Below are 15,614 nucleotides of genomic sequence, written 5' to 3'. Positions count from 1 at the left end.
ATGCAAGCGCGGCGCATCGTCAGGACAATCCGCTGTGCTACAGTCTTTGTTTTCCGAAAACATCGGTGCAGTCCTGACATGATCCCAGATCAGATCGACGAAAAATGGACTGAAGAAGAACGCCTGGCCGCGCTGGAACGCTATGCGATCCTCGACACGCCGCCCGACAGGGCCATCGACGACCTGGTGCGGCTGGCGGCGGAACTGCTGGAGGCGCCGATCGCGGCGGTCAACCTCATCGATTCGGGACGCCAGTGGTTCAAGTCCGAGCTCGGGCTGGGCGTGCGCGAGATGCCGCTCGACGATTCGATCTGCAAGCACGCGCTGCTGGGCGAGGGCACGATGGTCGTGCCCGACGCCAGCCAGGACCCGCGTTTTGCCCGCAATCCGCTGGTGACCGCCGGGTCCGGCCTGCGCTTCTATGCCGGCGCGCTCTTGAGCACCCCCGAGGGGCTGCCGCTGGGCACCCTGTGCGTGCTCGACCGGACCGCGCGCCCGCAGGGCTTGAGCGCCATCCAGCGCTTCGCCCTGCAGACCCTGGCCGAGCAGGTGATGGCCCAGTTCGAGCTACAGCGCCAGGCGGGGATCGAGCGCCGCCTGCGCTCCAGCGAATCGGCCCGGCTGCGCGGTGAGCAGCGCTACCGCACCGTGCTCGATTCGATCGACGTCGGCTTCTGCATCATCGAGATGATCCAGGACGATCGGGGCGAGCCGTGGAACTACCGCATCCTCGAGGTGAACCCGGCCTTCGTCAAGCACACCGGTCTGGAGGGGGCGGTCGGCCGCACCATCCGCGAGCTGGTGCCGGTCCATGACATACGCTGGTCGCGCATCTACGGCCGCGTGGCCAGCACCGGGCTACCGGTGCGCGTGCAGCAGCACTCGGCCAACCTGGACCGCTGGCTGGACGTGTACGCGGCACCCCTCGGCGATCCGGACAGCCAGCAGGTGGCGGTGTTCCTGCGCGACGTCACCGAGGAGCGCGAACGCCGCGAGGCACTGCAGCGGCTGGCCGACGACCTGGCAACCGCCAACCGCCGCCAGTCCGAATTCCTGGCCACGCTGGCGCACGAGCTGCGCAATCCGCTGGCGCCGATGCGCGCCGGCCTCGACCTGCTGCGCATCGGCGCCGACAAGCCCGGCCTGCTGGCCAAGGTCAGGCCGATGATGGAACGCCAGGTCAACCATCTGGTGCATCTGGTCGACGACCTGCTCGACCTGGCCCGCATCAGCAGTGGCAAGGTCGAGCTGAAGATGGCCGATGTATCGCTGAAGGACGTGCTGCAGCGCGCGGTCGAGATGGCCCTGCCGGGCATCGATGCGCGGCGCCACGCCTTCCGCATGGACATCGCCGACGAGGGCATGCTGGTGCATGTCGACGCTGCCCGGCTGGCCCAGGTGGTCGGCAACCTGCTGTCGAACGCGGCCAAGTACACGATGGAGGGCGGGAGCATCGTCCTCGAAGCGCGCCGTGAGCAAGGACCTGGGGCGCGCGCGTACGTCGCGGTGCGCGACAGCGGCATCGGGATCCCGGCCGAGGCCCTGCCGAACATCTTCGACATGTTCACCCAGGTCGGGCGCCATCCGGAGCAGGAATCGGGCGGCCTGGGCATCGGCCTGCATCTGGTGAAGCAGATGACCGAGCTGCACGGCGGCAGCGTGCGCGCCGAGAGCCCCGGCCTGGGCAAGGGCAGCGTCTTCACGATCGAACTGCCGCTGGCGCAGGCTGTCGCGGGCGTGGACGGCCAGGGTGCCGGCACGCCGGCCAGCGCCGGCCAGCGTCCGCTGCGCATCCTGCTGGCGGACGACAATGCCGATGCGGTCGAGATGCTGCGCGCGCTGCTCGAAATCGAGGGACACCGGGTCGACGTCGCCGGCGACGGCCTGGCGGCGCTGGAGGCGGCCGCGGCTTTCCTGCCCGATGTCGCCTTCCTCGACATCGGCATGCCGGGCCTGAACGGCTACGAAGTCGCGCGGCGGCTGCGCGCCACGCCCGCGCTGGCGCACGCCAGGCTGGTCGCGGTGACCGGCTGGGGCACGCAGGAAGACCGCGCGCGCTCGGAAGCGGCCGGCTTCGACGCCCACCTGACCAAGCCGGTCGACCTCGACGTGCTGAAAGCCATCATCGCTTCGTGCGGCTGAGCGTTCGGCGCTCGACCTGCGCGCCAAGGGCTCGCGCAGCTGGGACCGGGAAGGCCTGCGCGGGCGCGTGCTGGTGCCGGAGGACGGGGAAGTCCTGGCGTTCGGCGCGCTGTAGCGCACTTGAGACAGCCTCGAGCCTGACGACGCGGCCGGTGCTAAGCTTTATCGGATACGGACAGATGGATGGAGGTGGTCATGAACCGTTCCCTTCCCGCGCTCGCGCTGCTGTTGCCGCTGATCACGCTCGTGCCCTCTGCGCAGGCCCAGGTCAGTATCGTGACCGGCGCATCCAACCTGCGCTACACGCTGTCCGACCTGAAGCCGGGCGACGGGGTGGCGCCCGAGCTCAGGTTCGGCGGCAGCACGGCCAGCCAGTTCCTGCAGGCTTCCCTGCATGCCTACCATGGGCTGTGGGAGAGAGTCGACGACTACCGCGTCAACCTGGTGGACGACAGCGCCAACGCCACCTTGCTCGAGAACCGTTGGGGCGACGGCGCCAGTGTGCAGGCCCGCTTCGATCTGGGCGCCGGCCTGCGCGACTGGCAGGGCAGCGCGGCAAGCTTCGCACCGCGCACCGGCATCCAGAGCTTCGAGACCTTCGGCAGCAGCCGCTCGCCCGTCCAGGCCTTCGAGCTTTCCCCCCATGCCAGCATGACGGTCTACATCGATATCGACATGGTGATGTCCTCGGGCCGTGACTCCGTGTCCAGCCAGTACGGCTACGGCAGCGCTACGCTCTACGGCGTGCTGGGCGCCATGCCGGCGCTGCGCGAGACCTTCGCGGAAGGCGTGGGCCAGGATATGCCGGGGCTGGAGCGGACACTGTCGAGGACCCTGAGCCTGAGCTTCTCGAACGATGACGATGCCTGGATGGGCGGCAGCTTCGGCTGGCGCGTCGACAGCGTGACCAACGTCTGGGTCGCGTACCCGATCCCGGAACCGGGCGCCTGGGCAATGTACCTGGCCGGGGCGGCGCTGCTGGCCGGGGCAGGCCGGCGCCGTCAGTGTTTCGTCGCTTCCGCGTAGCTGTTGTGCGGATCCCACTGTTCGGCTTATCCGGGCGGGCCGTTACGCCGCGATCGACCGGACCGCATCGCCTTTGTCCTGGACGGGGCCTTCGCTCTTGTAAATAAGAAAAATATTGAAATCTCTCAAATATTTTCGTTATACAATTCATCATTCGTGTTGATTCCGTATTAATGGTTTCCCCACGGAAATGAATGCGAAGTTGCTGCACAGCCAGTATGGAATGCACTAGAATCGCGAGTCCCCGACCGCCGGCCTCGACCCTGCCGGTTCTTTTCTCGGCCGCGCCGCGGCAAGGTTTATTCATGCTCAGTCAACAAGAACTCGCAGAAGAGGGGCGCGTCAAGGCCTTGCGCGCCCTGGCAGTACTCGACACGCCCCAGGAAGACCGCTTCGACCGCTTCACCCGCATCGCCGCAGCAGCTTTCGGCGCACCGATGGCGCTGGTCTCGCTGGTCGACGCGCACCGCCAATGGTTCAAGTCGCGTATCGGCCTCGACATGTGCGAAACCCCGCGCTCGCTGGCCTTCTGCAGCCATGCGGTGGCCTTGGACGAGCTGCTGGTGGTGCCCGACACGCATCTCGACGAACGCTTCGCCGACCACCCGCTGGTGGTGGGCGCGCCCTTCGTGCGCTTCTATGCGGGCCAGCCGGTGTACAGCGTCGACGGCCAGCCGCTCGGCACCCTGTGCGTTCTCGACCGGCAGCCGCGCCAGTTCGGCGATGCCGACAAGCGCATGCTGCGCGACCTCGCGCAGATGGTGCAGGACGAATTGAACCGCGGCGTGCTGGTAGCGGCGCGCGACGCCGCCCAGATGGCGCTGCGCGAGCTGAACGTGGAGCTTGAGCGCCGGGTCGAGGACCGCACCCGCGAACTGCACGCCAAGAACCGGCTGCTGGAACAGGAGGCGCAGCAGCGCCAGCAGGCCCAGCAGGCCCTGGTGCAGAAGCAGGAACTGCTCGACGCCGTGCTCGAATCGGTCGACGTCGGCGTGGTCGCCTGCGGCGCCGACGGCGCGCTGACCCTGTTCAACCGCGCCGCGCGCGACCTGCACGGCAGCGACGTCGCGCACCTCAAGGCGCCTGAATGGGCTCACCACTACGGCCTGTTCGAGGAAGACGGCATGACCCCGCTCGACGAAGCCCGCATTCCGCTGGCGCGCGCCCTGCGCGGCGAGAACGTCAAGGATGCGCCGATGGTGGTGGTACGGGAGCGGGGCGCGCATCGCGTGCTGGCCAGCGGCCGCGCACTGAAGGGCCCGAACGGCGAGGCGCTGGGCGCGGTGGTGGCGCTGAAGGACGTCACCGAGCTGGCCGAATCGCGCGCCCGCATCGTCGAGAGCGAGGAGCGCCTGCGCACCATCGCCGACAACGTGCCGGCCCTGATCGCCTACATCGATAGCGGAATGCGCTACGCCTTCGCCAACCAGCGCTACCAGGAGTGGTTCGGGGTCAAGAGCGCCGACATGCTCGGCAAGACCGTGCCCGAGGCAATGGGCGAAGCCTTCTTCGCGCCGCGCCGCGCGGCCCTGGAGCGCTGCCTGGACGGGCATGCCTCGGCGCTGGAAATCGAGGAAGAGCGCCGCGGACGCCGCCGCGTGATCAGCACCACCTACCTGCCGCACCTGCGCGGCGGCGCGGTGCAGGGAATCTACGTGCTGTCGACCGACGCGACATCCGCGCGCGAATACGAGCGCCAGCTGCACGCGCTGGCGCATTCGGACCACCTGACCGGCCTGCCGAACCGCCGCAGCTACGAGGAGCGCCTGGTGCAGGCGATCGCGCGAGCGCGCCGCAGCGCGATGGCGATGGCCCTGGTCTACCTCGACGTCGACCACTTCAAGCAGGTCAACGACAGCCTCGGCCACGCCAGCGGCGACGCCGTGCTGCGCGAATTCGCCAGGCGCCTCTCGGGCAGCGTGCGCGCCACCGACACCGTGGCGCGCCTGGCGGGCGACGAGTTCGTGATCATCCTCGAACAGGTCGGCTCGGCGCGCGAGTGCGGCCGCATCGCCGACAAGCTGCTGGACGTGCTGCGCGCCGAGTTCCTGGTCGACGGCCAGCCGCGCCGGATCACGGTCAGCATCGGCATTGCCTGGTCCGCCCATCCGGAACAGGCCACGCTGGCGCACGCGGCCGACGAGGCCCTGTACCAGTCCAAGCGGGAAGGGCGCGACACCGCCACGGTGCTGACGGCTGGCGGCCACTGAGGCACATGTAAAGCCGATGTCGCCGAGTTCCGCGCCCCGCCTGAAACACCTGGACAAGATCCGCCGGCCGCTGGTCGGACGCTCGATCGCGCTGCTGGCGGCCTGCTGCGCGCTGCTGGCCGGGATCCACGGCTGGAGCCTATGGACGGCGCGCCAGGACCAACTGGCCGAGACCGCGGCCAGCACCGCGAACATGGCGCGCGCGCTGGCGGTCCAGGCCGAGACCTCGTTCAAGGTGGCCGATGCGATCCTGGCCGAGACCGTCGAACGCGTCGAGCAAGACGGCACGGCGGGCGCGGCGGGCGAACGCCTGCATGCGCGCTTCGTGCACATCGCCGCCCACTCCGCCGAAGTGCACGGCCTGTTCGTGTACGACGCCGACGGCGGCTGGCTCGTGACCGCGCTGCCGAACCCGGTGCGGGCGAACAACGTCGACCGCGAATACTTCCGCTACCACCAGGCCCATCCCGGCCGCGGCACCCACGTCGGCAAGCCGGTGCGCAGCCGCTCCACCGGCGTAATGGTGATTCCGGTGTCGCGCCGCATCGACCGCCCCGACGGCAGCTTCGGCGGGGTCGCGCTGGTGACCCTCGACCTCGGCTTCTTCGGCCGCTTCTACGACAGCTTCGACATCGGGCGCGACGGCAGCATCGCCCTGGCCCTCGACGACGGCACCTTGCTATACCGGCGCCCGTTCAGGGAAGGCCTGATCGGCACCGACATCAGCAAAGGGCCGGTGTTCCAGATGATGAGGAGCAGGGGGGCCGGCACTGCGATGCTGAAGTCGCGGATCGACGGCATCGAGCGCCTGTTCAGCTACCAACGCCTGGAAGGCTATCCGCTGATGGTCGGCAGCGCCCAGTCGAAGGACGAGATCCTCGGCAACTGGTGGGGGGCGGCGATCAAGATGAGCTGCGTGGTGGCGTTCGCGATCGCCATGCTGGCCTGGGGCGGGGCCCGCATGATCCGCCAGATCCGCATCCGCGAAAGGCTCGAGGACGAACTGCGCCAGGCCGGCGCCGCGCTGGAGCGCCACAACCAGACGCTCAAGGCGCTGGCCGAGAGCGACGGCCTGACCGGGCTGGCCAACCGCCGCCTGTTCGATGAAACCCTGGCGCGCGAGCTGGCGCGAGCACGCCGCAGCGGCGTGCCGTTCGCGCTGATCCTGGCCGACGTCGATTTCTTCAAGAAGTACAACGACCGCTACGGCCACGTGGCCGGCGACGATTGCCTGTGCCGGGTCGCGGCGGCGATCGCGGCCGGGACGCGCCGTCCCGGCGACCTGGCGGCGCGCTACGGCGGCGAGGAATTCGCCGTGATACTGCCCGGGACCGACCTGGCCGGTGCGACCACGGTGGCCGACGCCATCCGCGCGGCGGTGGCCGGGCTGGCCCTCGACCATGCCGACAGCCCGACCGGCAAGGTGAGCCTGAGCCTAGGCGTGGCGGCCGGCCTCGCCGCCGCCGAAGCGGACGGCGCCTGGGTCGAAGCCGCGGACCGCCTGCTGTACCAGGCCAAGGCGGACGGGCGCAACCGCGTGGCGGCCGGGCATGCCACATCGCTTGCAATTGCATAGCGCGCGATCTACCATCGCTTCCATGGAATCGACAACGACCCCCTTGCTGGACGACCAGCTGTGCTTCGCGCTGTACTCGACCGGGCTGGCGATGAACAAGGTGTACCGCAAGCTGCTGCGCAAGCTGGGCCTGACCTATCCGCAATACCTGGTCATGCTGGTGCTGTGGGAGCGCGACGGGGTGACCGTGTCGGACATCGGGGCGCGGCTGTTCCTCGATTCGGCCACGCTGACGCCGCTGCTCAAGCGACTCGAAGCGGCTGGCCTGCTGGCGCGCGCGCGCTCGAACGCGGATGAACGCCAGGTCGTGCTCAGCCTGACGGATGCCGGCCGCGCGCTGGCGCAGCAAGCTGCCGCGATCCAGGAGCAGATGCTGCGCGCGGCGGCGTGCGCGCCGGGCGAGCTGGCTGCGCTCAAGCGCCAGCTCGAGGGCCTGCGCGCGAAGCTGGCCGCGGGCGCCGGCTGACAAAAAAAAGCGGGCCCGAAGGCCCGCAAGAGGGGTTACAACAGCGAGAGACAACAGTGCGAGCCTGGCCTCAGAAGCGGTAGTTGATCGACGCTTCCCAGGTGCGGCCGAAGATCGGGCGCGCATTGATCGGACCGCTGCTGGCGCCGACCAGGCGCGAATTGCCCTCGGTCAGGCCAAGCTCATTGGTGAGGTTGGTGCCGCTCAGGCGCAGTTCCAGCCTGTCGGACAGTTCGGCCAGGATCCCGAGGTCGAGCGTGTCATAGGCCGGCAGGTACTGGGTGTTCTGCTGGTCGGCCCAGCGGCTGCCGACGTGCGAGTAGGTGCCGTACAGCTTGAGCGCCATGTCGCCCACCGGGATCCGGTAGCTCGGCGAGAAGCGGTACTGGAACTTCGGCTGGCGCTGCACGGCGTTGCCGTTGATCGCCGGGTTGTCCTTGTAGGTCGAATCCTGCCAGTCGCCGGTCAGCTGCAGCTGCAGGCCGGTGATCGGGCGCACCGCCAGTTCGAATTCCACGCCCTTGCCCTTCGAGCCGCTGACCGAGTACAGCACGTCGGTGGTCGTGATCTGCTGGAACGAGATGCCGGTGAAGTCGGTGAAGAAGGCGTTCACGTAGGCGCTGTACAGCGGGGTCGCGGTCTTGAAGCCGACTTCGTACTGGGTCACCTTCGGGTTCGGCACGCGGTTACGGTCGTTGACCACGTCCTGGCTGCCGGCGTTGCGCAGGTCGTCGAAGTAGATGAAGGTATGGCCCTGGTTGGCGCGCACGAACACGCTGGAATCGCGGGTCAGCTTATACAGGCCGCCGACCGTGAACGAGTTCGCCGAATCCGAGCGCGACAGGCCGGTGTAGCTGCCGTTCGGCTGCGAGGTGCCGTTGTTGTAGACGGTCAGCGGGTTGTTGTCGGTATCGGCCGACGTCAGATTCGAGATCGAGCCCGAGATGCGCTGGCGTTCGTGGCGCATGCCGGCATCGACCTTGATGCGGTCGTTGATGCGCCATTCGTCGGCGATGAAGCCGGCGGTGTTGTCGCCGTTGTAGGACGCGATCGGCGCGTAGAACACGTTGCCGTCGGTGCCGTTGTTCGACACCACCACGCCGTTGTTCAGCTTCACGTTGATCAGGCGGGCGTTCGGGGTCGCCGTCATCAGGTGGCTGTTGCCGAGATACCAGACGTCGTGCGAGGAATAGTTGGCGACATACGCGCCGACGGTCAGCGTGTTGTTGTAGCCGATGTCGCGGCTGACGCGGAATTCGTCGGTGAAGGAGCGCAGCTTCTTCTCGACCGCCCACAGGCCCGCCTGCACCACTTGCTGGCCGGGTGCGACCGCGGCGCCGCCGGTCGTGTACGTGATGGCGCCGCCGGTGGCGCGCACGCCGCCGGCCGCCGCGACGGTTGCCGCATTCCCGTTGTTGGCGGTGATCGCCTGCGCCAGGTAATCGGCGGCGGTGAGCGGGTTGTTACCGGTGAACATGGCGATGGTATTCAGGTCGCCGCTGAAGTAGTTCAGCTTGTTCGACACGTCCCAGCCGTTCAGTTTCTGCTGGAAGTCCGCGCCGATCAGGTTCGAGTTCAGGCCGCGCCCGTTGCCCAGGTCGTAGTTCAGGGTCTTGCCGGGACCGGCTTCGACCGTGAAGTTGCGCATCTCGTTGCTCATCAGGGTCCCGGTAAGCGGATCGAAACCGGGGAAGGACGAGATCGTGTGGCCGTTGTTCGACGAGATCAGCGGCACGCCGGTGTAGAAGGCGTTCTTGTCGGAGGTCGAACGCGCGTACAAGGTCAGCTCGCCCTGGTCCAGCTTGCGGGTCAGCGAGGCCGACAGCTGGCCGCCGTCGTCCGCCGGGAAGCCGGCGTCGCGTACGCCATTGGTGCTGCGGTAGAAGCCGCCGATCATGCCGTACCAGCCGTCCGCGATCTTGCCGCTGTAGACGCCGTCCACGCGGCGCAGGTTGCCGGTGCCGGTGGTGAAGCGCAGGTTGCCTTCCGGCGTGTCGCCGCCCTTCTTCATGATGAAGTTCATGGTCGCGCCAGGCTGGCCGACCGAATAGATGGTGCTCGGGCCGCCGCGCAGCACTTCGACGCGCTCGATGGTGTCATCCAGGCGGAACGCCGACGAACCCTCGAAGAAGGACAGCACCGGCACCGGATAGATCGGGTTGCCGTTCATCTGCACCGACACGAAGGGCGAGTCGCTGCCCGAAGGGAAGCCGCGCACCTCGATGTTGGCGCCCGACTGGCCGCCGGTGGCTTCGGCATACACGCCCGGCACGATCTTCAGCACGTCCGCGGTGCTGCTCGGCGCCGCGGCCCTCAGCTGTTCCTCGGTGGCGGTGGTGATCGAAAAACTGGTGTCGATCTTGCGCGTGCCGGAGGCCGATGCGGTGCCGGTCACGACGATCTGCTGCATCTCTTTCTGCGCGTTGTCCTGCGCGGGGAGGGGCGAGGATTCCTGGGCCATGGCCTGGGACTGTGCCACCAGGGCGAGCACGGCAAGGGCGACCGCCGACAATTGCGGGGCCGGGAACGGAACGTGGGTTTTCATGTGTAGGCTCTCTTTTTTGCGATGGGAATCCGGCTACTGGCGGGGCGTCTCCTCCCCGGCACGCCTGTCGAATTAATGCTTCGACAAGGAAAGTCGAGCCATTGAAACAAAGAATGTTATCGATGTCAACGTAATTGTTATCGATGTCATTATTTGTCGACAAAGCAAAGAAATCTGTCATAATGCGACCCGGCTCAGGCATTCTTGGAACACCTTTCATCTCAATGGCGCAAGCGAAAAAAACGGCGGCCGCAAAGCCGCGTCAGGCAGGCGACTCCACGGTCACGATGGAGGACGTCGCCCGCGTGGCCGGCGTGTCGACCATCACGGTCTCGCGCGCGCTGCGCGACAGTCCGCTGGTGACCGAGCAGACGCGCGAAAAAATCCGCAGGATCGCCGCCGAGCAGGGCTATCGCTTCAACATCAGCGCGCGCAACCTGCGCATGCGCCGTTCGTACTCGGTGGCGGTGGTGGTCGAGATGACCCCGGTGAAGGGACGGCCGATGTCCGATCCCTATCCGCTCGAACTGTTGGGCGGCATCACCCAGGAGCTGACCACCGCCGGCTACAGCGTGGTGCTGACCTCGCGCCAGTTGCTCGACACCGCGCCGGTGCAGGGCGCCGACGGCCTGATCCTGCTTGGCCAGGGTTCGCACGGCGAAGCGGTGCGCGCGCTGCAGCAGACCAGCATGCCGCTGGTGGTGTGGGGCGCGCCGGAGGCCGGCTCCAGCAATGTGGTCGTCGGCAGCGACAACCGCAAGGGCGGGGCCAGCGTGGCCGAACGCTTCCTGGAGCAGGGCCGGCGCAAGCTGATCTTCGTGGGCGACGTCGATCACGCCGAGGTGCAGGAACGCTGCGCCGGCTTCGTCGACGGGCTGGCAGGCCGCGCCACCGTGCACATCCTGCGCCCCAAGGCCTTCACCTTCGAGGCCGGCTTCGACTGCGTGAATGCGCTGCTGAAGAAGAAGGCCGGCCATAGCTGCGACGGCCTGTTTGCCGCCAGCGATTTGCTGGCGATGGGCGCGATCCGCGCCCTGACCGAGGCCGGGCTGCGCGTGCCCGACGATATTTCGGTCGTCGGCTACGACGACACGCCGGGTGCGGCCAGCTTCGTGCCGCCGCTGACCAGCGTGCACCAATACCTGCGCGACGGCGGCGTGCTGCTGGCCAGGAAGATGCTGGCGATGATCGAAGGCCGGCCCGCGCAATCCGAGATGCTGCCCACGACCCTGATCGTGCGGCAGACCTGAGCTGAACCGAGCTGACCTGAGCCGACCCGAACCCAACCGACAAGCGAACCAGCATGCCTATGAATGATATCGATAACATCGCACCCGCGCCGGGCATTGCCGCCGAGCCTTGGTGCATCCGCGAACGCGCCGTCGATGCCGGGGCCCGTTTCCTGCGCGAGACCCTGTTCACGCTCGGCAATGGCTACATCGGGATGCGCGGCACGCCCGAGGAAGGCAACGCGGCGCCCAAGGCGCAGACGCTGGAAGGCACTTACCTGAACGGCTTCTACGAGTCCGAACCGATCGTCTATCCTGAAAATGCCTACGGCCTCGCGCGCACCAACGAATTCATGCTGAATGTGCCGAACGCCAAGCGCGTCGGCCTCAGCGTCGATGGGGAGGTGTTCGGCCTGGAGCGGGGCAGGGTGCTGGACTACGAGCGCATGCTGGACTTCCGCACCGGCCTGCTCACCCGCACGGTCGACTGGGAATCCGAAGGCGGCAAGCGGGTGCGCATCGCCAGCCGGCGCCTGGTCTGCTTCCAGCGCAAGCACGTCGCCGCGATCGAGGTCGCCGTCACGCCGCTGAATTTCTCGGGACGCCTGCGCCTGGCCGCCGACATCGACAGCGAGGTCAGCAACCTGCAGGCCGGCGACGATCCGCGCGTCGGCTCGGCGATCACCGGCCCCAGCCTTGCGACGCTGGAAAGCCAGCGCACGGCGCAGGGCATGCTGGTGCTGCAGCGCACCCGCCACAGCGGCTTCCTGCTGGCGACGGCCACCGAGGCGTGCCTGCTCGGCGCCGCGGCGAAGGTCGAGGCGATCGAGGGCGGGCACGCCTTCGACATCGACGGCACGCAAGGCGAGACCGTGGTCCTGCACAAGTACATCGCCTACGCGACTTCGCGCGACATGGCGGAAGAACAGGTCGCCCCGCATGCGCGTGCCGAGCTGGAACGCGCCGCGCAGGCCGGCTTCGAGGCCCTCGCTGCCGAACAGGCGGCCTACCTGGCCGACTTCTGGGCCCATGCCGACGTCGCGATCGACGGCGACGACGCCCTGCAGCAGGGCGTGCGCTTCAACCAGTTCCACCTGCTGCAGTCGGTGGGCCGCGACGGCCGCACCAACATCGCCGCCAAGGGCGTCACCGGCGAAGGCTACGAAGGCCACTACTTCTGGGACACCGAGATCTACGTGTTCCCCTTCCTGCTGTTCTCGAAGCCGGAAATTGCGCGCGCCCTGCTGCAGTACCGCTACACGATTCTGGACAAGGCACGCGAGCGGGCCCGCCAGATGGGGCATGAGCATGGCGCGCTCTACCCGTGGCGCACCATCGCCGGCGAGGAGTGCTCGGCCTACTTCCCGGCCGGCACCGCCCAGTACCACATCAACGCCGACATCGCCTACTCGATCCGCCTGTATCTGCTGGCGACCGGCGACTTCGACTTCATGGCCTCGTGCGGCGCCGAGATCGTGCTGGAGACGGCGCGCATCTGGCTAGGGATCGGCAACTACGACCGCCAGCAGCGCTTCTGCATCAATGCGGTGACCGGGCCGGACGAGTACACGGCCATCGTCAACAACAACTACTACACGAACGCGATGGCGCGCATGCACATGAGCTTCGCGGCCGACGTCGCCGAACGCCTGCGTGCCGAGCGTCCGGACGACTATGCGCGCGTGGCCGCCGCCATCGGCCTGGAGGATGGCGAGATCGCGGCCTGGCGCGCCGCATCGGCCGCGATGCGCCTTCCCTACGACGAGGAACTCGGCATCCACGAGCAGGACGACAGCTTCCTGTCGAAGCAGCCCTGGGATTTCGCGAATACGCCGAACGAGAATTATCCGCTGCTGCTGCATTACCACCCGCTGGTGATCTACCGCCACCAGGTCTGCAAGCAGGCCGACGTGGTGCTGGCCCTGCTGCTGCTGTCGAACGAATTCTCGCTGGAGGACAAGCGCCGCGACTTCGATTTCTACGAGCGCGTGACGACCCATGACTCCTCGCTGTCGTCCTGCATCTTCAGCATCGTGGCAAGCGAAGTGGGTTACCACGACAAGGCCTATGCCTATTTCATGGAAACCGCGCGCCTCGACCTCGACAACACCCACGGCAATACCGAGTACGGCGTGCACACGGCGGCGATGGCCGGCACCTGGCTGGGCGTGGCCTACGGCTTCGCCGGCATGCGCATCGACGCCGCGGGGCTGCGCTTTGCGCCGGTGCTGCCCGAAAAATGGCGCGGCTACCGCTTCAAGGCGCAGGTGCACGGCGCCCTGCTCGAAGTCGACGTCGCCAGCGGCGGCATCGTGGTTTACCGCCTGCTGCAGGGTTCGGAGCTGAGCCTGTCGCACCGCGGCCGCCGGCTCACGCTCACCGCGCAGCTACCCGAGATTCGCATGGAGGACAAGGAATGAACAACAGCAGATTCAAGGCCGTCATCTTCGACCTGGACGGCGTCATCACCGACACCGCGCGCTTCCACTACCTGGCCTGGAAGCGCCTGGCCGACCAAGTGGGCGCGCCGTTCGACGAGGCCTTCAACGAACACCTGAAGGGCGTCGACCGGATGGGATCGCTGGAGCTGATCCTGGCGCGCGCGCCGCGTAGCTTCGCGACGGCGGAAAAGCTGCTGCTGGCCGATGCGAAGAACCGCCACTACCAGGAACTGGTGGCGACCATGACGCCGGACGACCTGCTGCCGGGCGCGCTGCGCGCGCTGGAGGAGGTCCGCGCGGCCGGCCTGAAGATCGGCCTGGCCTCGGTCAGCAAGAACGCCTTCACGGTGCTCGACCGCCTCGGCATCCGCGGGCGCTTCGACGACGTGGTTGATGCCGCCACCATCGCCAACAGCAAGCCGCATCCGGAGATCTTCCTGACCGCGGCGAGCCACCTCGGCGTCGCGCCCGGCGACTGCCTGGGCGTGGAGGACGCCGCCGCCGGCGTCGCCTCGATCAAGGACGCGGGGATGAGGGCGGTGGGCGTGGGCGACCCGCAGGTGCTGGCGCGCGCCGATTACATCATCCCGGCGATGGACCGATTCAGGCTGGCCGACTACAGCTGATTTGTCACGAATATAAAAATAACTTGGGCCCCCGCCTGCGCGGGGGCGACGAATTGGAGACACCGTGAACAACCGACGCATCCTGCTGGCGCTCTTTCTGATCTACTTCGTGTTCGCGATCCTGCTCAACAGCGTCGGGACGGTGATCCTGCAAGTGATCAACAGCTACGGCATCGACAAGACCTCGGCCAGCGTGCTGGAGGGTTTCAAGGACTTGCCGATCGCGGCGGTGTCGTTCCTGGTCGCCTCGAGCCTGCCGCGCTTCGGCTACAAGAACGCGATGCTGGTGGCGCTCGCCATCGTCGGCTGCGCCACCCTGGCGATGCCGATGCTGCCGGGCTTCGCCACCGCCAAGCTGCTGTTCCTGTGCGTGGGCGTGGCGTTCGCATTGGTAAAAGTGTCGGTGTACTCGTCGATCGGGCTGGTCGCCCAGGACCGCAAGCAGCACGCCGGCATCACCAACATGCTGGAAGGCTTCTTCATGGTCGGGGTGCTGAGCGCCTACTGGATCTTCGGCTTCTTCATCGATTCGAACGATCCGAAGTCGCTCGGCTGGCTGAACGTGTACTGGCTGCTGTCCGGGCTGTGCGCGGCGACCTTCCTGCTGGTGCTGTCGACCCGCTTCGACGAGCGCAGCGCCGCGCCGCCGCACGGCCGCGGCGCGGCCGCCGATTTCGTCGACATGCTGCGCCTGTTCATGCGCCCGCTGGTGTGCGTGTTCGTGCTCACGGCCTTCTTGTACGTGCTGGTCGAGCAGAGCGTCGGCACCTGGCTGCCGACCTTCAACAACGAAATCCTCAAGCTGCCGGCGGCGATGAGCGTGCAGGTGACCAGCATCTACGCCGCCTGCCTGGCGCTCGGGCGGCTGTCGGCCGGCGTCGTCATGCGCCGCCTGAACTGGTATCCGGTGCTGGCGGGCTGCATCGTGGCGATGGGCGCGGTGGTGCTGCTGGCGCTGCCGCTGGCGCGCGGCATCGCCCACGACCCTAACGTCGGCTGGGCGACGGCGCCGGCGGCGGCCTTCCTGTTTCCCCTGGTGGGCCTGTTCATGGCGCCGATCTACCCGGGCATCAATTCCGTGATGCTGTCGTCGCTGCCGCGCCACCAGCATGCGCCGATGACGGGCCTGCTGGTGATCTTCTCGGCGCTGGGCGGCACCACCGGTTCGCTGATCACGGGCTACGTCTTCGGGCGCTTCAACGGTCACTTCGCGTTTTATCTCACCCTGGTGCCGATCGCCCTGATGCTGGCCAGCCTCTGGTTCTTCAAGCGCCAGGTGGAGCGCCATGGCGAGGCGGCCCTGCCGGAAGGCGAGGCGGCGCGCAGCTGAGCGGCGTCCTTGTCCGGCTGGCG

10 protein-coding genes are annotated in these 15,614 nt (G+C 67.6%); 9 read left to right on the top strand and 1 reads right to left on the bottom strand.

The features are described from left to right. Positions 1-78: 78 nt before the first annotated feature. The 5 genes from ACI48D_RS04760 to ACI48D_RS04740 all read left to right on the top strand — a co-directional run bounded on the left by ACI48D_RS04760 (position 79) and on the right by ACI48D_RS04740 (position 7,420). Positions 79-2,142 (top strand): ATP-binding protein, encoded by a 2,064-nt coding sequence (locus ACI48D_RS04760; protein ID WP_435570065.1) that lies wholly within the window; start codon positions 79-81, stop codon positions 2,140-2,142. Positions 2,143-2,337: 195 nt separating this feature from the next. Then, on the top strand, positions 2,338-3,168 hold the full coding sequence (locus ACI48D_RS04755; protein WP_435570064.1) for a PEP-CTERM sorting domain-containing protein: 831 nt from the start codon (positions 2,338-2,340) through the stop codon (positions 3,166-3,168). Positions 3,169-3,473: 305 nt separating this feature from the next. Then, on the top strand, positions 3,474-5,378 hold the full coding sequence (locus ACI48D_RS04750) for a diguanylate cyclase domain-containing protein (RefSeq protein WP_435570063.1): 1,905 nt from the start codon (positions 3,474-3,476) through the stop codon (positions 5,376-5,378). Between the two features lie 16 nt (positions 5,379-5,394). After that, the gene (locus tag ACI48D_RS04745) at positions 5,395-6,954 is read left to right on the top strand and encodes a sensor domain-containing diguanylate cyclase (RefSeq protein ID WP_435570062.1); all 1,560 of its coding nucleotides are present in this window, start codon (positions 5,395-5,397) and stop codon (positions 6,952-6,954) included. Between the two features lie 22 nt (positions 6,955-6,976). Beyond that, positions 6,977-7,420 carry a MarR family winged helix-turn-helix transcriptional regulator gene (locus ACI48D_RS04740; RefSeq protein WP_435570061.1) on the top strand — a complete coding sequence of 148 codons (444 nt, stop codon included), beginning with the start codon at positions 6,977-6,979 and terminating at the stop codon, positions 7,418-7,420. Between the two features lie 70 nt (positions 7,421-7,490). Here the strand turns inward: ACI48D_RS04740 and ACI48D_RS04735 are convergent, their stop codons facing one another. Then, positions 7,491-9,965 carry a TonB-dependent receptor gene (locus ACI48D_RS04735; protein WP_435570060.1) on the bottom strand — a complete coding sequence of 825 codons (2,475 nt, stop codon included), beginning with the start codon at positions 9,963-9,965 and terminating at the stop codon, positions 7,491-7,493. Positions 9,966-10,252: 287 nt separating this feature from the next. Here ACI48D_RS04735 and ACI48D_RS04730 point away from each other — a divergent pair, with 287 nt between their 5' ends. The 4 genes from ACI48D_RS04730 to ACI48D_RS04715 all read left to right on the top strand — a co-directional run bounded on the left by ACI48D_RS04730 (position 10,253) and on the right by ACI48D_RS04715 (position 15,591). Then, positions 10,253-11,215 (top strand): LacI family DNA-binding transcriptional regulator, encoded by a 963-nt coding sequence (locus ACI48D_RS04730; RefSeq protein ID WP_435570059.1) that lies wholly within the window; start codon positions 10,253-10,255, stop codon positions 11,213-11,215. Positions 11,216-11,274: 59 nt separating this feature from the next. Continuing rightward, entirely contained in the window at positions 11,275-13,614 is a 2,340-nt protein-coding gene (locus tag ACI48D_RS04725) for a glycoside hydrolase family 65 protein (RefSeq protein WP_435570058.1), read from the top strand. Further along, the gene (pgmB, locus tag ACI48D_RS04720) at positions 13,611-14,261 is read left to right on the top strand and encodes a beta-phosphoglucomutase (RefSeq protein ID WP_435570057.1); all 651 of its coding nucleotides are present in this window, start codon (positions 13,611-13,613) and stop codon (positions 14,259-14,261) included. The genes ACI48D_RS04725 and pgmB overlap by 4 nt, the downstream gene beginning before the upstream one ends. A 64-nt stretch (positions 14,262-14,325) precedes the next feature. After that, the gene (locus ACI48D_RS04715) at positions 14,326-15,591 is read left to right on the top strand and encodes an MFS transporter (protein WP_435570056.1); all 1,266 of its coding nucleotides are present in this window, start codon (positions 14,326-14,328) and stop codon (positions 15,589-15,591) included. The last annotated feature ends 23 nt before the right edge of the window (positions 15,592-15,614 follow it).

Origin of the sequence: Massilia sp. LXY-6, assembly GCF_051233485.1 — a bacterium.
GTDB lineage: Bacteria > Pseudomonadota > Gammaproteobacteria > Burkholderiales > Burkholderiaceae_D > Telluria.
Note: the sequence above shows the minus strand (reverse complement) of the source record. Positions and strands in the feature narration are given on the sequence as shown.

Coding starts and splice junctions, on each gene's coding strand:
- ACI48D_RS04760 (WP_435570065.1), top strand. CDS start 79: ATGATCCCAGATCAGATCGACGAAAAATGGACTGAAGAAGAACGCCTG.
- ACI48D_RS04755 (WP_435570064.1), top strand. CDS start 2,338: ATGAACCGTTCCCTTCCCGCGCTCGCGCTGCTGTTGCCGCTGATCACG.
- ACI48D_RS04750 (WP_435570063.1), top strand. CDS start 3,474: ATGCTCAGTCAACAAGAACTCGCAGAAGAGGGGCGCGTCAAGGCCTTG.
- ACI48D_RS04745 (WP_435570062.1), top strand. CDS start 5,395: ATGTCGCCGAGTTCCGCGCCCCGCCTGAAACACCTGGACAAGATCCGC.
- ACI48D_RS04740 (WP_435570061.1), top strand. CDS start 6,977: ATGGAATCGACAACGACCCCCTTGCTGGACGACCAGCTGTGCTTCGCG.
- ACI48D_RS04735 (WP_435570060.1), bottom strand. CDS start 9,965: ATGAAAACCCACGTTCCGTTCCCGGCCCCGCAATTGTCGGCGGTCGCC.
- ACI48D_RS04730 (WP_435570059.1), top strand. CDS start 10,253: ATGGAGGACGTCGCCCGCGTGGCCGGCGTGTCGACCATCACGGTCTCG.
- ACI48D_RS04725 (WP_435570058.1), top strand. CDS start 11,275: ATGAATGATATCGATAACATCGCACCCGCGCCGGGCATTGCCGCCGAG.
- pgmB (WP_435570057.1), top strand. CDS start 13,611: ATGAACAACAGCAGATTCAAGGCCGTCATCTTCGACCTGGACGGCGTC.